Below are 24,646 nucleotides of genomic sequence, written 5' to 3' on the forward strand. Positions count from 1 at the left end.
CGGTCCCCCCATTTTGTTCTAGTTTGGTTCTATGGCATTCAACGTCACTCTCAAGCAAAGCGGCCGGCAATTCCAGGTCGAGTCGGACGAAACCGTGCTGGCGGCCGCGCTGCGCCAGAACGTCCATCTGCCGTACGGCTGCAAGAACGGCGCGTGCGGCTCCTGCAAGGGCCAGATCGTGTCGGGCCAGATCGAACAGGGCCCGCACGCCGCGTCGGCGCTGTCCAACGACGAACGCACGCGCGGCCTGGCGCTGCTGTGCTGCTCGAAGGCGCAATGCGACCTCGAGATCGACGTGCGCGAGATCGCCGGCGTCGACGGCGTGCAGGTCAAGAAGCTGCCGTGCCGGATCGCCGCGCTCGAACGCAAGGCGGACGACGTGATGGTCGTGAAGCTGCAGTTGCCCGCCAACGAACGCCTGCAGTACCTCGCGGGCCAGTACGTCGAATTCATCCTGAAGGACGGCTCGCGCCGCAGCTACTCGATGGCGAACGCGCCGCACGAGGAAGGCCCGATCGAGCTGCACATCCGCCACATGCCGGGCGGCAAGTTCACCGACCACGTGTTCGGTGCGATGAAGGAGCGCGACATCCTGCGCTTCGAAGGCCCGCTCGGCACGTTCTTCCTGCGCGAAGACTCCGACAAGCCGATCGTGCTGCTCGCGTCGGGCACCGGCTTCGCGCCGATCAAGGCGATCATCGAGCATGTGAAGCATTCGGGCATCACGCGCCCGATGACGCTTTACTGGGGCGCGCGCCGCAAGAAGGACATCTACCTCGCCGAGCTCGCCGAGCAGTGGGCGCGCGAGATCCCGAACTTCAAGTACGTGCCGGTGCTTTCCGAGCCGGACGACGCCGACCAGTGGACGGGCCGCACCGGCTTCGTCCATCGCGCGGTGATCGAGGATCTGCCCGACCTGTCCGGCCACCAGGTGTACGCGTGCGGCGCGCCGGTGATGGTCGAATCCGCGCAGCGCGACTTCACGCAGCACCACGCGCTGCCGGCCGACGAGTTCTACGCGGACTCGTTCACGAGCGCCGCCGATCTCGCGCATCCGGTCTGAACACCGGGCGCGACCGCACCCCGCCGTGCGCCGCCGCGTCACATCCGTGGCATCGCGGCGGTTTACAGTGGGGCGCGGGATGCCTTATGCTTGCGCACATGAACCGCTTCCTGTCCGCTCTCCGACGTCGCCGCTCGCCGCTCCGCCCGGATGCCGCCGGCTCGTCACGGACTCGCGCGTAACCCTCCTCCGCTTCATCGGTTACGCACAAGCTGTTCGACCCACCAGCCACGGCCTTCCGTGGCTTTTTTATTGCCCGTTTCCCTTTCAACGCCCGCTGGAGTCTGCTGCCATGCCCCTGAACGATTATCCGATCGACTCGCTGATGTACATCACGAACCGCCCCGACATCGTGTTTACGCACGGCAAGGGTTCGTGGCTCTACGATCACACGGGCAAGCGCTATCTGGACTTCATCCAGGGCTGGGCCGTCAACAGCCTCGGCCACTGCAACGACGGCATCGTCGAGGCGCTGAAGACGCAGGCCGACAAGCTGCTGAACCCGTCGCCGGCGTTCTACAACGAGCCGATGGCGAAGCTCGCGGGCCTGCTCACGCAGCACAGCGTGTTCGACAAGGTGTTCTTCACGAACAGCGGCGCGGAAGCGAACGAAGGCGCGATCAAGCTCGCGCGCAAGTGGGGCCGCAAGTTCAAGAACGGCGCATACGAGATCATCACGTTCGACCACAGCTTCCACGGCCGCACGCTCGCGACGATGTCGGCCAGCGGCAAGCCGGGCTGGGACACGATCTACGCACCGCAGGTGCCGGGCTTCCCGAAGGCCGAGCTGAACAACATCGCGTCGGTCGAGAAGCTGATCACCGACAAGACCGTCGCCGTGATGCTCGAACCGATCCAGGGCGAAGGCGGCGTGATTCCGGCGACGCGCGAATTCATGCAGGCGCTGCGCGCGCTGACGAAGCAGCACAACCTGCTGCTGATCGTCGACGAAGTGCAGAGCGGCTGCGGCCGCGCGGGCACGCTGTTCGCGTACGAGCTGTCCGGCATCGAGCCGGACGTTATGACGCTCGCGAAGGGCATCGGCGGCGGCGCACCGCTCGGCGCGCTGCTGTCGAAGGCCGACGTCGCGGTGTTCGAGGCCGGCGACCAGGGCGGTACGTACAACGGCAACCCGCTGATGACGGCGGTCGGCTATTCGGTGATCTCGCAGCTCGTCGCGCCTGGCTTCCTCGAAGGCGTGCGTGCGCGCAGCGAATACCTGAAGCGCAAGCTGCTCGAACTGTCGGAGGAGCGCGGCTTCGAGGGGGAACGCGGCGAAGGCCTGCTGCGCGCGCTGCTGCTGGGCAAGGACATCGGCCCGCAGATCGTCGAGAAGGCGCGCGACATGCAGCCCGACGGCCTGCTGCTGAACGCCGCGCGCCCGAACCTGCTGCGCTTCATGCCCGCGCTGAACGTGACGACCGAAGAAATCGACCAGATGATGGCGATGCTGCGGTCGATCCTCGACACGCTGTAAGGAGACCGCCGCGATGGATGCCGCCGCCGATGCTGTCGCTATCCGCCCGTTCGAACGCGCCGACACCGATGCCGTGCTCGCGGTATGGCGCGACGCGTTCCCGCACTACGACGAAGCCGGTGCGCCGCCGCACCGCGATCCGCTGCGATCGATCGAGCTGAAGCTCGCGACCCAGCCGGAACTGTTCTTCGTCGCGACCAGCGGCGCGCGGGTCGTCGGCACGCTGATGGCCGGTTTCGACGGACATCGCGGCTGGCTCTACTCGTTCGGCGTCGCGAACGACGCGCGCCGGCTCGGCGTCGGCCGCGCGCTGATCGCGCATGCGGAAAGCGCGCTCGCCGCGCGCGGCTGCCTGAAGATCAACCTGCAGGTGCTGCCCGGCAACGACGACGCATGCCGCTTCTATGCGGCGCTCGGCTATCGCGTCGAGGAACGCATCTCGTTCGGCAAGACGCTGCCGGCCGCGTAAGACCGCCGCCGGCCGATTCAGCGCGTGATCGGCCCCGCGCCCGGCAGCGGATTGCCGAGCGCGTCGGTCGGCACGGCCTGCTGCTCGAACGCCGCGAAATACGCGGCCCACTGCGATTCGCTCACGCGCACCAGCAGCGCGCCGTCCTGCCACACGTCGTTGTGGTCGTTGTGGTCGTCGCCCGCGCGATGCAGGTAGTGCGGGCCCGTCGAGCCCTGGTTCATGTGCGTGTCGTGGATGCCGTTGCCTTGCGCATAGGTGCGTCCGAACACGACGACGTCGAGGCCCTGCGACTGCGCGGAGCTCACCAGCCGCAGCAGCGACGGGATCGGCTCCGGATGCTCGGTGCCGTCCATCACCGCGCTCGCGCGCCACGCGCCCGTCTCGTTCAGGATGTCGCTGCGCAGGTAGTCGAGCGCGGGCAGCGCGGTCTGCCCCGTCAGATCGGTATAGCCTTCGGCCGCGGCGGCGAGCGTCTGCGTGACCGGATGGTGGAAATCGTAGACGAGCTTGTAGTTCAGCAGGTCGTCCGCGTCGTTGGTGCCGACGTTGATCGCGACATCCCAGTCGCCCGCCGGCAGCGCCAGCGTCAGGTGAACGTGATACTGGATCTCGCTGCCGTGCGGCGAGCCCTTCAGCTTCGCCACCGACGTCACCTTCGCTTTCACGAAACCGTAGTCCAGACTCATGCGTGTTCTCCGTGTCCCGATGGGTCATCGATGCTACGCAGCCCGTGTGTCGGTTTGCCGACGGCCGGCCGCGGTGTCGCCGGCACGCGATGCAGCCTGCGCAGTGCAACAGTCGAATGGAGTCGCCTTTGCGCGCACAGTTCGACGCGAATCGCGCACGACGAAAAAAAGCCGTCACGGTTTCCCGTGACGGCTTTTCGACAGCCCGGATGCGCCATGCGCAACCGGGCCCGCGCGTTCGATCGCTTACTCGCCCAGATACGCGGCGCGCACCTTCGGATCGTCGAGCATCTGCTTCGCGTCGCCTTCCATCGTGACCGTGCCCGAATCCATCACGTAGCCGCGGTCGGCCGCCTGCAGCGCGAGGCGTGCGTTCTGCTCGACCAGCAGCACCGTGATGCCCTCCTTCGAGATCTCGCGCACCACTTCGAAGATCTTCTCGACCATGATCGGCGACAGGCCCATCGACGGCTCGTCGAGCAACAGCAGCTTCGGCTTGGAGAGGATCGCGCGCGACATCGCCAGCATCTGCTGCTCGCCGCCCGACAACGTGCCCGCGAGCTGCGTCGCCCGCTCCTTCAGGCGCGGGAAGAAGCCGAACATCCGGTCGACGTCCTTCTTGATCTGCTCGTTGTCGTTGCGCAGGTACGCGCCCATCTGCATGTTCTCGATGATCGACATCCGCGCGAAGATCCCGCGGCCTTCCGGCACCATCGCGAGGCCGCGCTTGAGCAGTTCGTGCGGCGGGATGCCCTTGATCGACTTGCCGTCGTACTCGATGTCGCCCGCCGAGTACGGCTTCAGGCCGGTGATCGCCTTCATCGTCGTGGTCTTGCCGGCGCCGTTCGCACCGATCAGCGTCACGAGCTCGCCCTGACGGACTTCCATGTCAACGCCCTTGACGGCCTGAATGCCGCCGTAGTTGACCTGCAAGCCCTTGATTTTCAACATTGCCGCTGCCATCAGTGCACCCCTGCGCCGAGATATGCCTCAATCACCTTCGGATTCTTCTGCACGTCCTGCGGCAGACCCTCGGCGATCACCTTGCCGTAATCGAGCACCGTCATCCGGTTGCACAACCCCATCACGAGCTTCACGTCGTGCTCGATCAGGAGAATGGTGCGGCCGTCCGAGCGGATCTTGTCGAGCAGGCGCGTGAGTTCGACCTTCTCGGTCGCGTTCATCCCGGCCGCCGGCTCGTCGAGCGCGAGCAGCTTCGGGTCGGTCGCGAGCGCACGGGCGATTTCCAGACGACGCTGGTGACCGTACGACAGGTTGCGCGACGTGTAGTCCGCGTACTGCAGCACGCCGACGTATTCGAGCAGCTCGATCGCGCGCTCCTTGATCTCGCGCTCTTCCTGGCGTTCGGCCGGCGTCTGGAACACCGCGCCCAGCAGACCGTGCTTGGTGCGCACGTGGCGGCCCACCATCACGTTCTCGAGCGCCGTCATCCCGCCGAACAGGCGGATGTTCTGGAACGTGCGCGCGATGCCGGCCTTGGCCACCTGGTGCACGGCCGTCGGCGTGTAGTTCGTGCCGTCCAGCTTGAAGTCGCCGGAGTCCGGCGTGTAGAGGCCCGTGATCACGTTGAAGAACGTCGTCTTGCCGGCCCCGTTCGGGCCGATCAGACCGTAGATCTCGCCTTCGCGGATCTGCAGGCCGACGTCGGACAGTGCCTGCAGCCCGCCGAAGCGCTTGTTCACGCCCGAGACGGACAGTCGGATTTGCTTGTCGCTCATGTGTGTATCCCCTTGTCCGTAGGTTAAGCGCGCACCGGCTTCTTGCTGTTGCGCTTCGCCAGTTTCGCGATCTTGTCCTCATGCTTCGGCGCGGGCCACAGGCCTTCCGAGCGGTACAGCATGATGATCACCATCGCGAGGCCGTACAGCGCCTGACGGATCACTTCGGTATCGACGATGTCGTGACCGAACAGCGCGTGCTGCAGCGGGCTCATCGTCGAGCGCAGGAATTCCGGGAAGATCGCGAGCAGCACCGCGCCCAGGATCACGCCCGGGATGTGGCCCATGCCGCCGAGCACCACGCAGGCGAGCACGACGATCGATTCCCAGAACGTGAACGACTCGGGCGACACGAAGCCCTGGAACGCGCCGAACATCGAGCCCGACAGGCCGCCGAACGAAGCGCCCATCGCGAACGCGAGCAGCTTCACGTTACGGGTGTTGATGCCCATCGCCTTCGCGGCGATTTCGTCTTCGCGGATCGCGGCCCACGCGCGGCCGATACGCGAGTGCTGCAGACGCGTACACACCCAGATCACCAGCAGCGAGCAGAGCACGAACAGGTAGTAGTACATGTACACCGACGGCAGCTGGAAGCCGAACAGCGTATGCGTCTGCGACAGGTTGAAGCCGCCGACGTGCACCGGATCGATGCCCGTGATCCCCTTCGGGCCGTTGGTGATGTTCACCGGACGGTCGAGGTTGTTCATGAAGATCCGGACGATTTCACCGAAGCCGAGCGTGACGATCGCCAGGTAGTCGCCGCGCAGGCGCAGCGTCGGCGCGCCGAGCAGGATCCCGAAGGTCGCCGCCAGCGCCATCGCGATCGGCACGATCAGCAGGAACGGCACGTGCAGGCCGTTCGGCGCGAGCGCCGCGATCCACTCGAACTGCGAGGTCAGGTGCGGCGAGCTCAGCAGCGCCGCCGTGTAGGCGCCCACCGCGTAGAACGCGATGTAGCCCAGGTCGAGCAGGCCGGCGAAGCCGACCACCACGTTCAGGCCCAGCGCGAGCATCACGTACAGCATCGCGAAGTCGAGCACGCGGACCCAGTAGTTGCCGCCGGCCGAGCCGATCACGATCGGCGCGGCGATCACGAGGACGGCAGTGAGGAGGCCGATGACGACGGTCTTGGCGGTGTTGCGCTCTTCGACCAGCGACGTCGACGATTCGATCGGTTGAATGGATGTCATGTTGTTTGCTCCCCTTCCGTTACGCGCGGTCCGCGACACGTTCGCCCAGCAGGCCCGACGGACGGAACACCAGCACGATGATCAGCACGATGAAGGCGAACACGTCCTGGTAGTTGCTGCCGAATACGCCACCCGTGAGGTTGCCGATGTAGCCGGCCCCGAGCTGCTCGATCAGGCCGAGCAGCACGCCGCCGACCATCGCGCCGCCGAGGTTGCCGATCCCGCCGAGCACCGCCGCGGTAAACGCCTTCATGCCGGGGATGAAGCCCATGTAGAAGTGCACGTTGCCGTATTCGGACGCGATCATCACGCCGGCCAGCGCGGCGAGCGCGGAGCCGATCATGAACGTCGCCGAGATCACGAAGTTCGGGTTCACGCCCATCAGGCTTGCCGTATTCGGGCTTTCGGCGATCGCGCGCATCGCGCGGCCGAGCTTGGTCTTGTGCACGAGCAGCAGCAGGCCGCCCATCACGATGAACGCGACCGCGATGATCACGATTTCCGTGACCGAGATCACGGCGCCGGGCGTCGTGTCGGTCGCCTTGATCACGTTGATCGGGTCGGTCGGCAGCAATTGCGGGAACGGCAGCGGGTTGCGCGACCAGATGATCATCGCAGCCGTCTGCAGCAGGATCGACACGCCGATCGCGGTGATCAGCGGCGCGAGACGCGGCGCGCGGCGCAGCGGCCGGTACGCGACGCGTTCGATCGTGAAGCCGACGAACGCACAGACGACCGCGGCGATGCTCAGGCCGATCGTCAGCGTCGCGACGTTGCCGAGTCCGGGAAAGTGGTTCTGCAGCACGGTGATGGCCGACAGCGCAACCATCGCGCCGATCATCAGCACGTCGCCGTGCGCGAAGTTGATGATGCCGAGAATGCCGTACACCATCGTGTATCCCAACGCGATGATGGCGTACACACTGCCGAGCACCAGCCCGTTGAGAACCTGCTGGACGAAAATATCCATTTAAAGCTCCTTGGCCCGTGCTGCCGGAGGACGTTGCGCCCCGCGGGTAAGCGAGGAATCGCGCCTTCTCGGCGACACTGCGGGTACTAGTCGATACCGGTAAGGGTGGATCGTCCCGGCGCGCGCCGCCCGGCCTGTACGGCCGGACCTGCCGCCGGAGCGGATACAAAAACGGCACCGCACTGTTCCGGTGCCGTCATGAGTCCCGTCGCTAAATCGTCACGACATCGAGGACGGTGTTCGTGGCCTCCTTGAAGTCGTGGGGCAGCATGCCGAGACGGCCGTCGTCCGGTTTCCCGGCATCCGTGCCTTGGCCCGTCCGGCGCCGCGCAAGCAGCGCGCCCGGACGGATCGGATTCCGCGCCGCGTCGCCCGGCAGGGCGTTGCGGCAGTCGCGCCCGACTTTCGTCAGGACTGCATCGGAATCCATCGTACGAACCAGACTGCGCGTCACGACACGGTCGGTCGCGGCGGCGCGCTGTTTCGTCGAATCGAATTGAAGGGGGGACAGTGGCTTCGGCACGCTGCCGGCAACGCCGCGATCGTCCGGCATCCGTCGACCGGCGGCTTGCCGCGACGCAGTCTGCATGCCCGCTGCCCGGCCCGTCGTCAGGCCAAGCGCGTTGATGTCCTCGATCGTCAAACCTGCCCCGTTTTCCTTGTCCCTGCCCAGTTGCGCGATACGGCGCGCCGATGGCGCCGCACGTCCGGCTCCGGCGACGCGCACGCCGCTGGCCGATGATGCCGCGATTACCGCAGCGTCCCTGCCCGCCCCGTCGTCGCTCTTTTTGCTGCAGCCGGCAAGCATTGCAACCGGTGCGGCGACGGACACGGCGTAAGCCAACTTCACATGCATTGAATGGTCTCCCGCGCCTTGCCAAAACCCGATTTCAAAGCCATTCCGGCTTGAAAACGGGCGCATTGTAACTCCATTTATAGGACGCCAATAATCCTGATTCGATGGGGTTTTCCTGCATTGCAACCAATTTTGAGAAACGATTGGATGAGGCGGGAGCAACCGGGTTGCACCATCATTGGGAATAATGGTTGCGATTACAATTTCGAGACACCAAAAAAAAGCGCGCCGGGAGGCGCGCTTCGGTGTTCCGCGGGTGCGATGCGGCAATCAGGCGGCGGGCGGCAGGTTCAACCCGCGCGGCAGCGGAAACGACACGTTTTCCTCGATGCCGTCGAGTGCGCGGACGTTGCGCACGCCGAGCTCGCGCAGCCGCGCGATCACGGCCTGGGCGAGCACCTCGGGCGCCGACGCGCCGGCCGTCACGCCGATGCGGCGCTTGCCGGCGACCCACGCCGGATCGATCTGGTCCGGTGCATCGACCATGTACGCGGCCACGCCGCGCTTCTCGGCCACTTCGCGCAGCCGGCTCGAGTTCGAGCTGTTCGGACTACCGACCACGATCACGACATCGCATTGCGGCGCCATGAACTTCACCGCGTCCTGGCGGTTCTGCGTCGCGTAGCAGATGTCCTGCTTCTTCGGCTCGCGGATCTTCGGATACTTCGCCTTCAGCGCGCCGATGATCTCGGCCGCGTCGTCGACGGACAGCGTCGTCTGTGTGACGAGCGCGATGCGCTCGGGATCGGCGAGCTCGAGCTTCTGCACGTCCTCCACACTTTCGACGAGGTGCATGCCACGCTCGACCTGGCCCATCGTGCCTTCGACTTCGGGATGGCCCTTGTGGCCGATCATCACGATGTCGACGCCGTCCTGGCGCATCTTCGCCACTTCGACGTGCACCTTCGTGACGAGCGGGCAGGTAGCGTCGTAAATGCGCAGCCCGCGCACGTCGGCCTCGTCGCGCACGGCCTTCGACACGCCGTGCGCACTGAAGATCACAGTGTTGCCGGCCGGCACTTCCTCGAGTTCCTCGACGAAGATCGCGCCCTTCTTCTTCAGATCCTCGACCACGTACTTGTTGTGGACGATTTCGTGACGCACGTAGATCGGCGCACCGTGCATCGCGATGGCGCGCTCGACGATCTCGATCGCGCGATCGACACCCGCGCAGAAACCGCGCGGCTGGGCCAGCAGGATTTCGGCGTCGGCGGCGACGGTCTGCCCGGACAGCGTATCGGTGGTACTCATGATTACAGGATTCCGATGATTTTCACTTCGAACGTGAGCGCCTGGCCCGCGAGCGGATGATTGAAGTCGAACAGCGCCGAGGTCTCGCTGACTTCCTTCAGCACCCCCGCGTAGCGACCGCCATCCGGTGCGTTGAACTCGATGAGTTCGCCCGGCGTGAAATCGTCGCCGACCATCCCGTTCTCGCGCAGCGTCGACAGCGTCACGCGCTGGAGCATGTCGGGATTGCGGGGGCCGAACCCCTGATCGGGGGCTAGCTGAAAAGTCGAATGGTCGCCGACCCGGAGCCCGAGCAGAATCTGTTCCAGCGACGGCGCCAGTTGCCCCGCGCCCAGCAACAGCGTGGCCGGCTTGTCCGAAAAGGTGTTGACGATGTCGGCGCCGTCGGCCAGTGCCAGCCGATAATGCAACGTGACGTGGGAACCGGGCTTCACTTCGGATAGATCGATGAGGCTCATGAATTACTCGTTCAGTCGGCGCCCGCTACGGCCGAATGGCCCGGCGCAAAGCCAATATTGTAAGTCACCTGAGCGTGCAAGGCGGAAAGTGCGACGACGTTGCGCACGCCGCCCGCCGCCAATGGAGTTCCGACCATGCTGTCACCCTGCCTCATCGTGCCGCCGGCCGAATGCCGCGACACCGCCGACACGCCGGCCGATCCGCCCGGCCGCGTGATCCCGATCAACCGGCGCAGGCGCCGCCCGGGCGACTGGCGGCCCGAGCGGCCACGCGAGCGATTGCTGGAGCGCGGGCCGGCCGCGCTGACCGACGACGAGCTGATCGCGCTGCTGCTCGGCACCGGCAAGCCCGGTCACGACGTCTTCGTCACCGCCCGCGCACTGGTCGAGCAGTTCGGCACGTTGCGCGGGCTGCTCGAAGCGAGCGCCGACGATTTCGAGGCGTACCCCGGCATCGGCCCCGCACGCTCCGCGCGGCTCGTCGCGGTCACCGAGATCGCGCGGCGCATGCTGGTGGAGAAAGCGGAAGAACGGATGCCGATCGACTCGCCCGGCGCGGTCGAGGATTGCTTGCGACTGAAGATCGGCACGCGCCAGTACGAAGTGTTCATCGCGGTCTATCTGGATGCGCGCAACCGTCTGATCGACATGGAGGAAATCGCGCGCGGCTCGCTCACCCGCATGGCCGTCTATCCGCGCGAGATCGTGCGCCGCGCGATGAAGCACAACGCCGCGGCGCTGATCGTCGCGCACAATCATCCGTCGGGCGCGGTACAGCCGAGCGCGGAAGACCGCCGCCTGACCCGCGTGCTGAAAGACGCGCTCGAGCTCGTCGACGTGCGGCTGCTCGATCACGTCGTCGTCGGGGTCAGCGATACTTTCTCGTTCGCGCGGGCCGGTTGGCTGTAGACTGTGGCGCGGCGGCCCGTCCCAGGGCGCCGCAACGACGAAGCGAAATTGGGTTTGATTTTTCTGAACTTTTTCTGCTAGAATCGTCGTCTGTCTTTTTTCCAACCAGTTCTAGCCATCGAAGGGCCTTGTCTGTAAGGGCTACGGCGTTCTGAGTGCAGCCATGGATCACGTGGCGGTGCGATGGAACCTTCACCGGCGATCGAACCCCGAATTTAGCGTATTAGGAGTGCTCTCATGGCACGCGTATGCCAAGTAACTGGGAAAGCGCCGATGAGCGGCAACAACGTTTCCCACGCCAACAACAAGACGAAGCGTCGCTTCCTCCCGAACCTGCAGAACCGCCGGTTCTGGGTTGAGAGCGAAAACCGCTGGGTGCGCCTGCGCGTCTCGAACGCCGGCCTGCGCCTGATCGACAAGAACGGCATCGATTCCGTGCTCGCTGACCTGCGCGCACGCGGCGAAGCCTAAGCCCAAGGAGCACAATCATGGCAAAAGGCGCCCGCGACAAGATCAAGCTCGAGTCGACCGCTGGTACGGGTCACTTCTACACGACCACGAAGAACAAGCGCAACATGCCGGAAAAGATGGCGATCAAGAAGTTCGATCCCGTCGTCCGCAAGCACGTTGAATACAAAGAAACCAAGATCAAGTAATCTCCGGTTTCTGCCAGCCTGACGGCGACCGAAAAGCCCCGCACATGCGGGGCTTTTTGTTTTGCGCGGTTTTCGCGCGCACGCGTGAGCCCGACGCGGTATGCTCTCCCCTTTCCGCGGCCGCGGTCGACGGAACGCAAGATCAAAAGCGTAACGATGGAGATGCAGCATGAAATTCGACGTGGCGATCGTCGGCAGCGGCCTGGCAGGGCTGTCGGTCGCACTCAATCTGGCCAGCACGCGACGTGTCGCGCTGATCGCGAAACGTTCGATGATGGAGGGGGCGAGCGATAACGCGCAGGGCGGCATCGCGGCGGTCCTCGACTCGGCGGACAGCATCGAGAACCACGTCGACGACACGCTGGTCGCCGGTGGCGGCCTCTGCGACGAAGGCGCGACGCGCTACATCGTCGAGCACGGCCGCGAAGCCATCGAATGGCTGATCTCGCAAGGCGTGCCGTTCACGAAGGACGACGCGGCCGAACTCGGCTTTCACCTGACGCGCGAAGGCGGCCACAGCCATCGCCGGATCATCCATGCGGCCGATGCGACCGGCCATGCGGTGCTCGCGACGCTGTCGGCGCGCGCGCGCCAGCATCCGAACATCACGTTCTTCGAAAATCATCACGCGATCGACCTGATCACGTCGGATCGGCTCGGCCTGCCCGGCCGCCGCTGCCACGGCCTGTATGCACTCGACGTCGACAACGACCGCACGATCACGATCGAGGCGCCGCACACGGTGCTCGCCACCGGCGGCGCCGGCAAGGTCTACCTGTACACGACGAACCCCGACACCGCGACCGGCGACGGCATCGCGATGGCGTGGCGTGCCGGCTGCCGCGTGTCGAACATGGAATTCATCCAGTTCCACCCGACCTGCCTGTTCCATCCGTACGCAAAATCGTTCCTGATTTCGGAAGCCGTGCGCGGCGAAGGCGGCCTGCTGAAGCTGCCTGACGGCACGCGCTTCATGCCGTCGCACGATCCGCGCGCCGAACTCGCGCCGCGCGACATCGTCGCGCGCGCGATCGACTTCGAGATCAAGAAGCGCGGGATCGACTGCGTGTATCTCGACATCAGCCATCAGCCGGAAGCGTTCCTGCGCGAACATTTCCCGACGATCCATGCGCGCTGCCTCGAATTCGGCATCGACATCGCGAAAGAACCGATCCCGGTCGTGCCGGCCGCGCACTATACGTGCGGCGGGGTCGTCACCGATCTCGCCGGACGCACCGACCTCGCCGGCCTGTACGCGGTCGGCGAAACCTCGTACACGGGGCTGCACGGCGCGAACCGGCTCGCGAGCAACTCGCTGCTCGAATGTCTGGTGATCGGCCGCGCGGCAGCCGAGGCGATCGAGGCGGCCGGCTTCGACGCCGACACGCCGGCCGCGCTGCCCGCGTGGGACGAAAGCCGCGTGTCGGACGCGGACGAGGAAGTCGTCGTGGCCCACAACTGGGACGAACTGCGCCGCCTGATGTGGAACTACGTCGGCATCGTGCGCACCGACAAGCGCCTCGAGCGCGCGAAACATCGCCTGTCGCTGCTGCGCGACGAGATCCACGAGTACTACGCGAACTTCCGCGTGACGCGCGATCTGCTCGAACTGCGCAACCTCGTCGACGTGGCAACGCTGATCGTGAAAAGCGCGCACTCGCGCCGCGAAAGCCGCGGGCTGCACTACAGCCGCGACTGGCCGCATACGCTGCCGAAAGCATTGCCGAGCGTGCTCACGCCGCGCGTGCGCCGCTGAGCGGCGCGCCGCCCTTCCGCGGCCGCGGCAGCACAAGAAAAAAGCCGTTGGCGCTTGCGCGCCAACGGCTTTTTGTCTGATCGGATGATGTTCGGTCAGTCGACGATCCGCATCGAATAATCGGTCGCCCGCACATCCTTCGTCAGCGCGCCGATCGAGATGCGATCGACGCCCGTCTCCGCGAACGTGCGGACCGTCTCGAAATTGACGCCGCCCGAGACTTCGAGCACGGCCTTGCCATCCGCCACGCGCACCGCTTCGCGCATCATGTCGAGCGTGAAGTTGTCGAGCAGCACCGACTGCGCCCCGTGCGCGAGCGCCGTGTCGAGCTGCGCGAGCGTCTCGACTTCGACCTGCACGGGCACGCCCGATTTCAGCGCGAACGCCGCATCGAGCGCCTCGCCGACACCGCCTGCCGCCGCGATGTGGTTCTCCTTGATCAGGATGCCGTCGTACAGCGCGAGACGCTGGTTCTCGCCGCCGCCGACCCGGACCGCGTACTTCTGCGCGAGCCGCAGCCCCGGCAACGTCTTGCGCGTATCGAGGATCTTCGCGCGCGTGCCTTCGACGCGGTCGACGTAACGGCGCGTCGCCGTCGCGACGCCCGACAGCAACTGCAGGAAGTTCAGCCCGTTGCGCTCGGCCGTCAGCAGCGCGCGTGCCGGCCCTTCGAGTTCGCAGACGGTCGAATCGGCCGTCATCCGGCCGCCTTCGCGATAGCGCCAGCGCACGACGATCGACGGATCGATCCGTCCGATCACGGCCTCGAACCACGGTACGCCGCACAGCACCGCTTCCTCGCGCACGATGATCCGCGCGCGGCGGTGCTCGCCGGCCGGCACGAGCCGCCCAGTCTGGTCGCCGGCACCGACGTCTTCGGCGATCGCATCGGCCACGTTGCGCGCGATCGCTTCGTCGAATGCCGCGCCGTACTGCGCGCGGACGGCGTCGAACAGCGGGGATACGGCGTTGCTCATGCGGCCCCCACGTTCGCGAACAATTGCTGGTCGCGCTGCAGGTCGCCGCTCGCCTGCACGCGCTTCTTGTGCGCAGCCGCGAATTCGAGCATCCGGTCGATCGGCAGACGCGCGCGCTCGCCGATCGCGGGATCGACGAAGATCTCGTTGTGACCGCGTTCGAGCACGTCGGCGAGGTTCGCGAGGCCGTTCATCGCCATCCACGGGCAATGCGCGCAGCTCTTGCAGGTCGCGCTGTTGCCGGCCGTCGGCGCGGCGATGAAGGTCTTGCCGGGCGCGGCAAGCTGCATCTTGTGCAGGATGCCGAGATCGGTCGCGACGATGAAGCGGGTCGCGTCGAACTTGACGGCCGCGTCGATCAGCTGCGTGGTCGAGCCGACGACATCGGCCTGCGCCACGACGTTTTCCGGCGACTCGGGATGGACGAGCACCTTCGCGTCCGGATATTCGGCGCGCAGCAGGTCGAGCTCGATGCCCTTGAACTCGTCGTGGACGAGGCACGAGCCCTGCCACAGCAGCATGTCCGCGCCGGTTTTCTTCTGGATGTAGCTGCCGAGATGACGGTCCGGCGCCCAGATGATCTTTTCGCCGCGCGCGTGCAGGTCGGCCACGATCTCGAGGCCGATCGACGACGTGACCATCCAGTCCGCGCGCGCCTTCACGGCCGCGCTGGTGTTCGCGTAGACGACGACGGTACGGTCGGGATGCGCATCGCAGAACGCCGAGAATTCGTCGACCGGGCAGCCGAGGTCGAGCGAGCAGGTCGCGTCGAGATCGGGCATCAGGATCCGTTTGTTCGGGCTCAGGATCTTCGCGGTTTCGCCCATGAAGCGCACGCCGGCGACGACCAGCGTCTGCGCGTCGTGATCGCGGCCGAAGCGCGCCATTTCGAGCGAATCCGCCACGCAGCCGCCCGTTTCGTCGGCCAGTTCCTGCAGTTCGGCGTCCACGTAGTAGTGGGCGACCAGCACGGCCTTTTCACGGGCAAGCAACGCCTTGATGCGTGCTTTCAGCGCAGCGCGTTCCTCGGCGGACGGCGCATCGGGCACCTTGGCCCATGCCTGCCCCACGCCGCACACGGTCCCGGCTGCGACGGGCCGGTCGTACTCGACGGGTTTGATCGTCGATTGCATCTCCATATCTCCTGTCGATCAGCGTTGGCGCTTGAGCGCTTACCCTGATCCCATGCTACGCGGTCGATCGGCGTTGGCGCGTTCGCGCCTGCCCCGATCCCATCCCTTTCATTCGCCCCGGGACACCACCCGCCACGGCCCCAAGCGTCAGACAAATCCCGGCCCGCCGACGCGCTTCACAAACCGGCGGCCCAAATGAAAAAACCCCGCCAACGCGGGGTTTGTGACGTCCTGAGATTCTAATCGATTTCGAATCAGGCGTAGCGACGCAGGCGCGTCGCGAATTCCTGCAGCGCCTTGATGCCGCTTTGTTCTGCGCGATGACACCAATCCTGCAATTGCGCGAGAAGCTGTTCGCGCGACGCGGTCGAACGATCCCAGATCGCGGCCAGATCCTGGCGCAGCTGGAAGTACGTATGCAGCTTCTGGCTGTTCGCGAAGATTTCTGGCAGCAGCTTCTTCTGCGGCTCGTCGAGACCGTCGGCGTCCTTGTGGAACCACTTGCGGGCACCGCGCATCAACTGGTACTTCTCGCTCGAACCGAGTTCCTTCAGGTGCGCGAGCTCCTGGCGGTACGCACGCTTCACGGCCTTGCCGTAGCTCGCCATCACTTCGTAACGGTTCGACAGCACGGCCTGCAGCGTTTCCTGATCGAGCACCGTCTTCGGCTTGTTCAGGCGCGGCGTCGGCGCGACCTTCTTCACCTTCGCGAGACCGAAGGCCGACATGATGCGGATGTACATCCAGCCGATGTCGAACTCGTACCACTTGTTCGACAGCTTCGCCGACGTCGCGAACGTGTGGTGGTTGTTGTGCAGCTCTTCGCCGCCGATCACGATGCCCCACGGGAACAGGTTCGTGCTCGCGTCGGCCGAGTTGAAGTTGCGATAGCCCCAGAAGTGACCGAAGCCGTTGACGACACCGGCCGCCCAGAACGGGATCCACACCATCTGCACGGCCCAGACGGTCAGGCCGAGCACGCCGAACAGCGCGACGTCGATCACCATCATCAGGCTCACACCGAGGATCGGGTACTTCGAGTAGAGGTTGCGTTCGATCCAGTCGTTCGGCGTGCCGTGGCTGAACTTGCGCATCGTCTCTTCGTTCTTCGCTTCCGCGCGATACAGCTCGGCGCCCTCGAGGAACACCTTCCAGATGCCGCGCGTCTGCGGGCTGTGCGGATCTTCCTCGGTCTCGCACTTCGCATGGTGCTTGCGGTGAATCGCGGCCCACTGGCCGGTCAGCATGCCGGTGGTCATCCACAGCCAGAGACGGAAGAAGTGGCTCGCGATCGGATGCAGCTCCAGCGCGCGGTGCGCCTGGCAGCGATGCAGGTAGACCGTCACACCGATGATCGTGACGTGCGTGACGGCGAGCGCGAACAGCGCGACCTGCCACCACGAAAAATGCAGGAGCCCGTGGGAAAGAAAATCGAGCAGGGAATTCAACAAGGCAGTTACCTGTGATGAGAGCGACGCCGCACCGGCGTCAGAAGAATGAAAGCATACCGCGTGTAGACCAGAATTTTACTTCAACCGTTCCAAGTCTTTGTAAAAAATGAATATTTTCTTGCCCTGACGCAATCCGCGCGGTCCACGGCCGGACTGGGAAAGGCCCGCGATCCGGTTCCGACCGCGGAATCGGTACGATTGACCGCCCGCACCCGCTACGCGGCCGGCGCGCGCCCGTCCAGCGCACCGTTGGCGGCGGCCGAATCGTGCCCGGCCGCCACGCCGGCCGCGGCGAAGCCGTCCGGCAACCCGACCACGCGCACTTCGCGCTGCGGAAACGGAATCGAAATCCCGTGCTCGCTGAAGAGCCGCCAGATGTTGCGGTTCACGCTCGAACGCACGCCCGACGTGCCCTTCGCCGAATCCTCGATCCAGAAGCCGAGCTCCAGGTCGATCCCGTCCGCGCCGAAACTCACGAGGTACGGGGTGGGCGCCGGCTCGGCCAGCACGCGCGGCACGTCCTTCGCCGCGTCGGCGAGCAACGCGAGCGCCTGCTCGACGTCGCTCGTGTACGCCACCTGCACCGCCACCTTCGCATAGCCGCGCGTCAGGTACGACGACTGGTTCTGCACGACGTCGGTGATCAGCTTCTCGTTCGGGATCAGCGTCTCGTTGCCGTCGAGGCCGCGCACGACCGTGTAGCGCGTGCGGATCTGGGTGACCACGCCCTGCAGCCCGCCGACGCTGATCGCATCGCCGAGCCGCAGCGAGCGGTCGAGCAGGATGATGAAGCCCGACACGTAGTTGCTGGCGATCTTCTGCAGCCCGAACCCGAGGCCGACGCCGACCGCGCCGCCGAACACGCCGAGCACCGTCACGTCGATGCCGACGAGCGACAGCCCGATCAGGATCGCCGCGAACACGAGCAGCGCGCGGCCGACCCGCGACAGCACGACCTTCAGGTTCGCGTCGAGCGTGCTCGCGCGCGACAGGCGATCCTCGAGCACTGAGCCGAGCCACATCGCGACCATCAGCGTCACGCACACCCACAGCGCGCCGGAAATCACCGACAGCAGCGTGAGGTGCGCGGTCGCGACGCGGAACTGCACGCTGTCGAGCCAGCCGAGCACGTCGCGCTGGATGCCGAGCACGGTCATCACCATCGCGGCCCACACGACGGTCGACACGATCTTCTCGACGATCGACAGCCATGCGTGCGTGTGGCCGTCACGCGCGAACACGCGCCGCGCGAAGAAGAACAGCACGTAGATCAGCCCGATGCCGAACAGCGGCACGAGCGCGAGCGACAGCAGCGACGTCGACATGAACGGGTCGAACGCGAGCTGCGCACCGCCGACGAACACGCTGCCGAACAGCGGAAACAACGCGCGCTTGAGGCTTTGCGCGCCCGCGCCCGGCGCGCGTCCGGCCGCCCGGCGCCGCGCATCGATCCGGCCGTGCACGAAGCGCGCGGCGACCCACGCGAAACACAGCGCACCGACGAGGATCGCCGCCTGCCAGATCATCACCGGCTGGTGGAAATCGCGAATCACCGAGGCCAGCCGGTGCGACAGCAGGCGGCTCTGCAGGTTCTCCATCGTCCGTCCGGGCGGTCGTTACTGCGCCGCGCGGCGCTCGAGCACCGCGGCGAAGAAGCCGTCGGTCGCGTGACGGTGCGGCCACAGCGACAGATAGTCGCCCGTCTCGAGCTCGATGCGCTGGTCGGCCAGCACCTTCTGCGCCGGCACCAGCACGAAGTCCGGATGGTCGGCCAGGAACTGTTCGACGATGCGCTCGTTCTCGGCATCCAGCACGCTGCAGGTCGCGTAGACGAGCCGGCCGCCCTTCTTCACGAGCCGCGCGGCGCTCGCGAGGATCGACGCCTGCTTCGGCGTCAGTTCGTCGATCGCGGTGCGCGTCTGGCGCCATTTGAGGTCCGGATTGCGACGCAGCGTGCCGAGGCCGCTGCACGGCGCATCGACCAGCACGCGGTCGATCTTGCCGGCGAGGCGCTTGATCTTCGCGTCGTGCTCGCTGTCGATCAGCACCGGGTTCACGTTCGACAGCCCGCTGCGCGCGAGGCGCGGCTTCAGCTTCGCGAGACGCTTCTCCGACACGTCGAACGCATAGAGGCGCCCGGTCGAGCGCATCATCGCGCCGAGGGCGAGCGTCTTGCCGCCCGCGCCCGCGCAGAAATCGACGACCATCTCGCCGCGGCGCGGCGCGACCAGCGAGCACAGCAGCTGGCTGCCTTCGTCCTGGACCTCGATCGCGCCCTCCTCGAACAACTTGAGGCGCGTCAGCGCCGGCTTGCCGACCACGCGCACGCCGAACGGCGCGAACGGCGTCGCGCCCGCATCGATGCCGCTCACGCGCAGCGCTTCGATCACCTGGTCGCGGCTTGCCTTCTGCGCGTTGGCACGCAGGTCGAGCGGCGCCGGGTAGTTCAGCGCGGCGGCGAGCTGCGCGAGCTCCTCGGCATCGAAACGCTCCGACAGCGCCTGGTGAATCCAGTCGGGCAGGTTGGTGCGAATGCGCACCGGCAGGCTCGCCGGATCGATCTTCGACACGTGCTCGAGCCACGCGGACTCGGTGTCGGACAGGAACGGCTTCAGCGCATTGCGGCCGACCGTCTGCATCAGGCCGAGCAGCGTGAGGCGTCGCGCAGGTGTGCCGGTGCCGCTCTCGGCCAGGTGCGAAAACTCCATCTTCCGGCGCAGCACCGCGAACACGGCCTCGGCGATCACGCCGCGCTCCGCATGCCCGAGCTTCGGGTGCGCGCGGAAGAACCGGCTCGTCGTCGCGTCGGCGGGGCCGGCGAACTTCAGCACCTCGGCCAGCAAAGTCTCGGTCTGGCCGATCAGGAATCCGTGCAGCTTCATACGCCCTCACTCGTTTCGGTTTGCGGTTGGTCCGCGAAAATCCAGCGCGCCTCTTCGGGCGCCACCACTGCGCGGCCGTTCTCGAGGCGCAACCGCCCGTCGACGAACCAGCGCACCGCACGCGGATACAGCACGTGCTCGACCGCCAGCACGCGCTGCGCGAGCGCGGCCGCGTCGTCGCCGGCGCGCACGGGCACCGCGCCCTGCGCGACGATCGCCCCGCTGTCGAGCTCGGGAATCACGAAATGCACGCTCGCGCCATGCAGCGCGACGCCGGCGTCGAGCGCCTGCTGGTGCGTGTGGATGCCCTTGAAGCTCGGCAGCAGCGACGGATGGATGTTCAGCAGCCGGCCCTCGTATCGTCTGACGAATGCGGGCGTGAGGATGCGCATGAAGCCGGCGAGGACGACGAGATCGGGCGAGAAGCGGTCGATCTCGGCGGCGAGCGCCGCGTCGAAGCTGTCGCGGCCGTCGAACGACCGGTGGTCGACCACCGCCGTCGCCACCCCGTGCGACGCGGCAAAAGCCAGTCCGGCCGCATCGGGCCGGTTGGCGATCACGGCGGCAATCTCGGCCGGCCAGCGTTCCTGCGCGCACGCGCGGACGATGGCCTCCATGTTGCTGCCGCGACCGGAAATCAGGATCACGAGTTTTTTCATCCCCGAATTTTACCATTCGCCCCCGCGTTTCCCGCCTTCTCGGCCGCCGGCCCGCCCGAACGTTTATAATCTTCTGCTTTGCGGCATCCCACCGCCCATTCCCCCGACGCTGCATCCGCTATCGTGAAAGTCTTCCGCGGCCTGCCCAACGCCGAGAGCCGCGCCCCGTGCGCGCTGACGATCGGCAACTTCGACGGTGTCCATCGCGGCCACCAGGCCCTGCTCGCGCGCGTGCGCGCGGCAGCGGACGCGCGCGGCCTGCCCGTGTGCGTGATGACGTTCGAGCCGCACCCGCGCGAATTCTTCAATCCGGCTGGCGCGCCGCCGCGCATCGCGATGCTGCGCGACAAGCTCGAGGCGCTGCGCGATCACGGTGTCGACCGCGTCGTCGTCGAGCACTTCAACCACACCTTCGCGAGCCAGTCGCCGCAGGCGTTCGTCGAGCGCACGCTGGTGAACGGGCTGCATACGCGCTGGATGATGGTCGGCGACGATTTCTGCTACGGCGCGAAGCGCGCGGGCACCTTCGACACGCTGAAGGCGGCCGGCGAGCAGCACGGCTTCGAGGTCGAGCAGATGGGCACGGTGGCCGGCAGCGACGGCACGCGCATTTCCAGCTCCGGCGTGCGCGCGGCGCTCGCCGCGGGCGATCTCGACGCGGCCGCGCAGGCGCTCGGCCACGGCTACGCGATCAGCGGCCACGTCGCGCACGGGCTGAAGCTCGGCCGCGATCTCGGCTTCCCGACGCTGAACCTGCCGATCGCGCACAAGCGGCCGGCGCTCGCGGGCATCTTCGTCGTGCAGGTGCACGGCCTCGGCCCCGAGCCGCTGCCGGGCGTCGCGAGCCTCGGGCTGCGCCCGACCGTCGACGATTCGGGCCGCGTGCTGCTCGAAGTTCACCTGCTCGACTGGCACGGCGATGCGTACGGCAAGCTGATCCGTGTCGAATTCCTGAAGAAGCTGCGCGACGAGGCGAAGTTCGACGATCTCGAGGCGCTGTCGCGCGCGATCGCGCTGGACGTCGCGAATGCGCGCGCGTACTTCATCGAACGCGACCGTGCGCCGGGCAGCCGCGCGACGGGCTTCGCGACGTCGGCTACCGACCGAATTAGCTGATCCGGACGGCGGCGCGCGGGCGCCGCCCCCCTCGCGCCGCCCTCTCGCGCGCATCCCCGATTCACGACGCCCGAGCGTCCCCCGATTGAGATAGCGATCCCATCATGAGCAACAAGAAAGCCGATTCGAAACCGCAGGCCAAGTATCCGGTCAACCTGCTCGACACGCCGTTCCCGATGCGTGGCGACCTGCCCAAGCGCGAGCCGCAGTGGGTCAAGGAGTGGGAAGAGCGCGGCATCTACGACAAGATCCGCGCGGCCAGCCAGGGCCGGCCGAAGTTCATCCTGCACGACGGCCCGCCGTATGCGAACGGCGACATCCACCTCGGCCATGCGGTCAACAAGATCCTGAAGGACATCGTCGTCAAGTCGCGCAACATGGCCGGCTTCGACGCGCCGTACGTGCCGGGCTGGGATTGCCACGGGATGCCGATCGAGATCCAGATCGAGAAGCAGTTCGGCAAGTCGCTGCCGGCGGCCGAAGTGATGAGCAAGGCGCGCGCATACGCGACCGAGCAGATCGAGAAGCAGAAGGTCGGCTTCAAGCGCCTCGGCGTGCTCGGCGACTGGGCGAATCCGTACAAGACGATGAACTTCGTGAACGAGGCGGAAGAAATCCGCGCGCTCGGCAAGATCATCGAGAAGGGCTACGTGTACCGCGGGCTGAAGCCGGTGAACTGGTGCTTCGACTGCGGCTCGGCGCTCGCGGAAGCGGAAGTCGAGTACAAGGACCGCACCGATCCGACGATCGACGTGATGTTCGCGTTCGCGGAACCGGAAAAGACCGCGCAGGCGTTCGGCCTGCCGGCGCTGCCGCGCGCCGACGGCGGCATCGTGATCTGGACCACCACGCCGTGGACGATTCCCGCCAACCAGGCGCTGAACCTCCATCCGGAAATCGTCTACGCGCTGGTCGACACCGAGCGCGGGCTGCTGATCATCGCGGAAGAGCGCGTCGAAGCCTGCATGAGCGACTTCAAGCTGACGGGCCGCATCATCGCGACCACACCCGGCGTGAAGCTCGCGAACCTACGCTTCCACCACCCGCTCGCATCGGCCCACCCCGGCTACAAGCGCACCGCGCCCGTCTACCTCGGCGACTACGTGACGACCGACACCGGTACCGGCGTCGTGCACTCGTCGCCCGCGTACGGTATCGAGGACTTCATGTCGTGCAAGGCGCACGGGATGACCGATTCCGACTTCATCAACCCGGTGATGGGCGACGGCCGCTATATCGAATCGCTGCCGCTGTTCGGCGGCCTGTCGATCTGGGATGCGAACCCGAAGATCGTCGACGCGCTGAACGCGGCCGGCTCGCTGCTGCGCAGCGAGAAGTACACGCACAGCTACATGCACTGCTGGCGCCACAAGACGCCGATCATCTACCGCGCGACGTCGCAATGGTTCGCCGGCATGGACGTGACGCCGCGAGACGGCGGCAAGACGCTGCGCGAAACGGCGCTCGAAGGCGTCGACGCGACCGCGTTCTACCCGTCGTGGGGCAAGCAGCGCCTGTTCAGCATGATCGCGAACCGTCCGGACTGGACGCTGTCGCGCCAGCGCCAGTGGGGCGTGCCGATGGCGTTCTTCGTGCACAAGGAAACCGGCGAGCTGCACCCGCGCACGCTCGAGCTGCTCGAGGAAGTCGCGAAGCGCGTCGAGCAGTCGGGTATCGAGGCGTGGCAATCGCTCGACCCGCGCGAGCTGATCGGCGACGACGCGAACCTGTACGAAAAGAACCGCGACACACTCGACGTGTGGTTCGACTCGGGCACGACGCACTGGCACGTGCTGCGCGGCTCGCACAAGGATCAGCTGCAGTTCCCGGCCGACTTGTACCTCGAAGGCTCGGACCAGCATCGCGGCTGGTTCCACTCGTCGCTGCTGACGGCCTCGATGATCGATGGCCGCGCGCCGTACAAGGGCCTGCTCACGCACGGCTTCACGGTCGACGGCGAAGGCCGCAAGATGAGCAAGTCGCTCGGCAACGGCATCGACCCGCATGAAGTCGCGAACCGCCTCGGCGCGGAAATCATCCGCCTGTGGATCGCGTCGACCGACTACTCGGGCGAGCTCGCGATTTCCGAGGAAATCCTGAAGCGCGTGACCGAAGGCTATCGCCGCATCCGCAACACGCTGCGCTTCCTGCTCGCGAACCTGTCGGACTTCGACTTCGCGCAGCACGCGGTGCCGGTCGACGAATGGCTCGAGATCGACCGCTATGCGGTCGCGTTCTCGCAGCAACTGCAGACGGAACTGCTCGGCCACTACGAGAAGTACGAATTCCACCCGGTCGTCGCGAAGCTGCAGACGTACTGCTCGGAAGACCTCGGCGGCTTCTACCTCGACGTGCTGAAGGATCGCCTGTACACGAGCGCCGCCGATTCGCGCGCGCGCCGCTCCGCGCAGACCGCGCTGTACCACCTGACGCACGGCTTGCTGCGCGTGCTCGCGCCGTTCCTGTCGTTCACGGCGGAAGAAGCGTGGAAGGTGTTCCAGCTGGCGAGCGACACGATCTTCACGGAAACCTACTATGCGTATCCGGAAGTCGCCGGCTCGGCCGCGCTGATCGACAAGTGGGCGCTGCTGCGCGACGTGCGCGGCAACGTGACGAAGGCGCTCGAGGAAGCGCGCACCGCGAACCGCATCGGTTCGTCGCTGCAGGCCGAAGTCACCGTCCATGCGAGCGGCGCGCGCTACGACGCGCTGACGAGCCTCGGCGACGACCTGAAGTTCGTGCTGATCACGTCGGCCGCGACGGTCGTCAAGGTCGACGACGAAGCGCAGGAAAGCGTCGACGTGGCCGCGTCGAAGTACCAGAAGTGCGAGCGCTGCTGGCACTACCGCGAAGATGTCGGCGCGCACGCCGAGCATCCGACGCTGTGCGGCCGCTGCTTCTCGAACCTGTTTGAAAACGGCGAAATCCGGAGCGCTGCGTAA

At 66.3% G+C, this 24,646-nt stretch carries 23 protein-coding genes; 9 read left to right on the forward strand and 14 right to left on the reverse strand.

From position 1 onward, the window contains the following. The first annotated feature begins 31 nt into the window (after positions 1-31). The 3 genes from MMB92_RS06240 to MMB92_RS06250 all read left to right on the forward strand — a co-directional run bounded on the left by MMB92_RS06240 (position 32) and on the right by MMB92_RS06250 (position 3,009). A complete protein-coding gene (locus MMB92_RS06240; protein ID WP_006478058.1) occupies positions 32-1,063 on the forward strand; it encodes a CDP-6-deoxy-delta-3,4-glucoseen reductase in 1,032 nt (343 codons plus the stop codon). Between the two features lie 292 nt (positions 1,064-1,355). After that, positions 1,356-2,540, forward strand: coding sequence for an acetylornithine transaminase (locus tag MMB92_RS06245; RefSeq protein WP_006488944.1), 1,185 nt, complete (start codon positions 1,356-1,358; stop codon positions 2,538-2,540). A 13-nt stretch (positions 2,541-2,553) separates the two neighbouring features. Continuing rightward, the gene (locus tag MMB92_RS06250; RefSeq protein WP_006488959.1) at positions 2,554-3,009 is read left to right on the forward strand and encodes a GNAT family acetyltransferase; all 456 of its coding nucleotides are present in this window, start codon (positions 2,554-2,556) and stop codon (positions 3,007-3,009) included. Between the two features lie 17 nt (positions 3,010-3,026). Here MMB92_RS06250 and MMB92_RS06255 read toward each other — a convergent pair whose 3' ends face one another. The 8 genes from MMB92_RS06255 to MMB92_RS06290 all read right to left on the reverse strand — a co-directional run bounded on the left by MMB92_RS06255 (position 3,027) and on the right by MMB92_RS06290 (position 10,165). Next, positions 3,027-3,698 carry a DUF2278 family protein gene (locus tag MMB92_RS06255; protein ID WP_080324365.1) on the reverse strand — a complete coding sequence of 224 codons (672 nt, stop codon included), beginning with the start codon at positions 3,696-3,698 and terminating at the stop codon, positions 3,027-3,029. Between the two features lie 246 nt (positions 3,699-3,944). After that, positions 3,945-4,661: an ABC transporter ATP-binding protein gene (locus MMB92_RS06260; RefSeq protein WP_012492822.1), complete on the reverse strand. Its 717-nt coding sequence runs from the start codon at positions 4,659-4,661 to the stop codon at positions 3,945-3,947. Next, positions 4,661-5,437 carry an ABC transporter ATP-binding protein gene (locus MMB92_RS06265; protein WP_006478053.1) on the reverse strand — a complete coding sequence of 259 codons (777 nt, stop codon included), beginning with the start codon at positions 5,435-5,437 and terminating at the stop codon, positions 4,661-4,663. Before MMB92_RS06265 ends, MMB92_RS06260 begins: the two co-directional genes overlap by 1 nt. A 23-nt stretch (positions 5,438-5,460) precedes the next feature. Continuing rightward, positions 5,461-6,630, reverse strand: coding sequence for an ABC transporter ATP-binding protein (locus tag MMB92_RS06270; RefSeq protein ID WP_006488940.1), 1,170 nt, complete (start codon positions 6,628-6,630; stop codon positions 5,461-5,463). Positions 6,631-6,649: 19 nt separating this feature from the next. Next, positions 6,650-7,600, reverse strand: a complete 951-nt coding sequence (locus MMB92_RS06275) for a branched-chain amino acid ABC transporter permease (protein ID WP_077055737.1) — start codon at positions 7,598-7,600, stop codon at positions 6,650-6,652. A gap of 211 nt (positions 7,601-7,811) precedes the next feature. Continuing rightward, a complete protein-coding gene (locus MMB92_RS06280) occupies positions 7,812-8,522 on the reverse strand; it encodes a hypothetical protein (RefSeq protein ID WP_006488963.1) in 711 nt (236 codons plus the stop codon). 204 nt (positions 8,523-8,726) lie between these two features. Then, a complete protein-coding gene (gene ispH / locus MMB92_RS06285; RefSeq protein WP_006488968.1) occupies positions 8,727-9,707 on the reverse strand; it encodes a 4-hydroxy-3-methylbut-2-enyl diphosphate reductase in 981 nt (326 codons plus the stop codon). Positions 9,708-9,709: 2 nt separating this feature from the next. After that, positions 9,710-10,165, reverse strand: a complete 456-nt coding sequence (locus MMB92_RS06290) for a peptidylprolyl isomerase (protein WP_006488950.1) — start codon at positions 10,163-10,165, stop codon at positions 9,710-9,712. A 135-nt stretch (positions 10,166-10,300) separates the two neighbouring features. On the opposite strand from MMB92_RS06290, the gene radC reads away from it, so the two are divergent. The 4 genes from radC (at position 10,301) to nadB (ending at position 13,486) form a co-directional block, all read left to right on the forward strand. Then, entirely contained in the window at positions 10,301-11,074 is a 774-nt protein-coding gene (gene radC / locus MMB92_RS06295) for a DNA repair protein RadC (protein ID WP_006496138.1), read from the forward strand. Between the two features lie 237 nt (positions 11,075-11,311). Beyond that, complete coding sequence (gene rpmB, locus MMB92_RS06300; protein ID WP_004186391.1) at positions 11,312-11,545, forward strand: 50S ribosomal protein L28; 234 nt, start codon at positions 11,312-11,314, stop codon at positions 11,543-11,545. Positions 11,546-11,562: 17 nt separating this feature from the next. Next, positions 11,563-11,730, forward strand: coding sequence for a 50S ribosomal protein L33 (rpmG, locus tag MMB92_RS06305; RefSeq protein WP_006478046.1), 168 nt, complete (start codon positions 11,563-11,565; stop codon positions 11,728-11,730). Positions 11,731-11,899: 169 nt separating this feature from the next. Continuing rightward, positions 11,900-13,486: an L-aspartate oxidase gene (nadB, locus tag MMB92_RS06310; RefSeq protein ID WP_006488962.1), complete on the forward strand. Its 1,587-nt coding sequence runs from the start codon at positions 11,900-11,902 to the stop codon at positions 13,484-13,486. Between the two features lie 95 nt (positions 13,487-13,581). Here nadB and nadC read toward each other — a convergent pair whose 3' ends face one another. The 6 genes from nadC to purN form a co-directional block, all read right to left on the reverse strand. After that, entirely contained in the window at positions 13,582-14,463 is an 882-nt protein-coding gene (nadC, locus tag MMB92_RS06315) for a carboxylating nicotinate-nucleotide diphosphorylase (protein ID WP_062884360.1), read from the reverse strand. Then, complete coding sequence (gene nadA / locus MMB92_RS06320; RefSeq protein ID WP_048984591.1) at positions 14,460-15,596, reverse strand: quinolinate synthase NadA; 1,137 nt, start codon at positions 15,594-15,596, stop codon at positions 14,460-14,462. Before nadA ends, nadC begins: the two co-directional genes overlap by 4 nt. Positions 15,597-15,850: 254 nt before the next feature. Continuing rightward, the gene (locus MMB92_RS06325) at positions 15,851-17,047 is read right to left on the reverse strand and encodes an acyl-CoA desaturase (RefSeq protein WP_006491832.1); all 1,197 of its coding nucleotides are present in this window, start codon (positions 17,045-17,047) and stop codon (positions 15,851-15,853) included. A 215-nt stretch (positions 17,048-17,262) separates the two neighbouring features. Then, complete coding sequence (locus tag MMB92_RS06330; RefSeq protein ID WP_006488952.1) at positions 17,263-18,645, reverse strand: mechanosensitive ion channel domain-containing protein; 1,383 nt, start codon at positions 18,643-18,645, stop codon at positions 17,263-17,265. An 18-nt stretch (positions 18,646-18,663) separates the two neighbouring features. After that, positions 18,664-19,929 (reverse strand): RsmB/NOP family class I SAM-dependent RNA methyltransferase, encoded by a 1,266-nt coding sequence (locus MMB92_RS06335; protein WP_006488956.1) that lies wholly within the window; start codon positions 19,927-19,929, stop codon positions 18,664-18,666. After that, on the reverse strand, positions 19,926-20,588 hold the full coding sequence (gene purN, locus MMB92_RS06340; RefSeq protein ID WP_006496140.1) for a phosphoribosylglycinamide formyltransferase: 663 nt from the start codon (positions 20,586-20,588) through the stop codon (positions 19,926-19,928). The genes MMB92_RS06335 and purN overlap by 4 nt, the downstream gene beginning before the upstream one ends. A gap of 123 nt (positions 20,589-20,711) precedes the next feature. On the opposite strand from purN, the gene MMB92_RS06345 reads away from it, so the two are divergent. Together MMB92_RS06345 and ileS are read left to right on the forward strand one after the other, a co-directional pair. Next, on the forward strand, positions 20,712-21,704 hold the full coding sequence (locus tag MMB92_RS06345) for a bifunctional riboflavin kinase/FAD synthetase (protein WP_006488971.1): 993 nt from the start codon (positions 20,712-20,714) through the stop codon (positions 21,702-21,704). Positions 21,705-21,808: 104 nt separating this feature from the next. Further along, on the forward strand, positions 21,809-24,646 hold the full coding sequence (gene ileS, locus MMB92_RS06350) for an isoleucine--tRNA ligase (protein WP_277562602.1): 2,838 nt from the start codon (positions 21,809-21,811) through the stop codon (positions 24,644-24,646).

It is taken from the genome of Burkholderia sp. IO2, assembly GCF_029522185.1.
Taxonomy (GTDB): domain Bacteria; phylum Pseudomonadota; class Gammaproteobacteria; order Burkholderiales; family Burkholderiaceae; genus Burkholderia; species Burkholderia cenocepacia.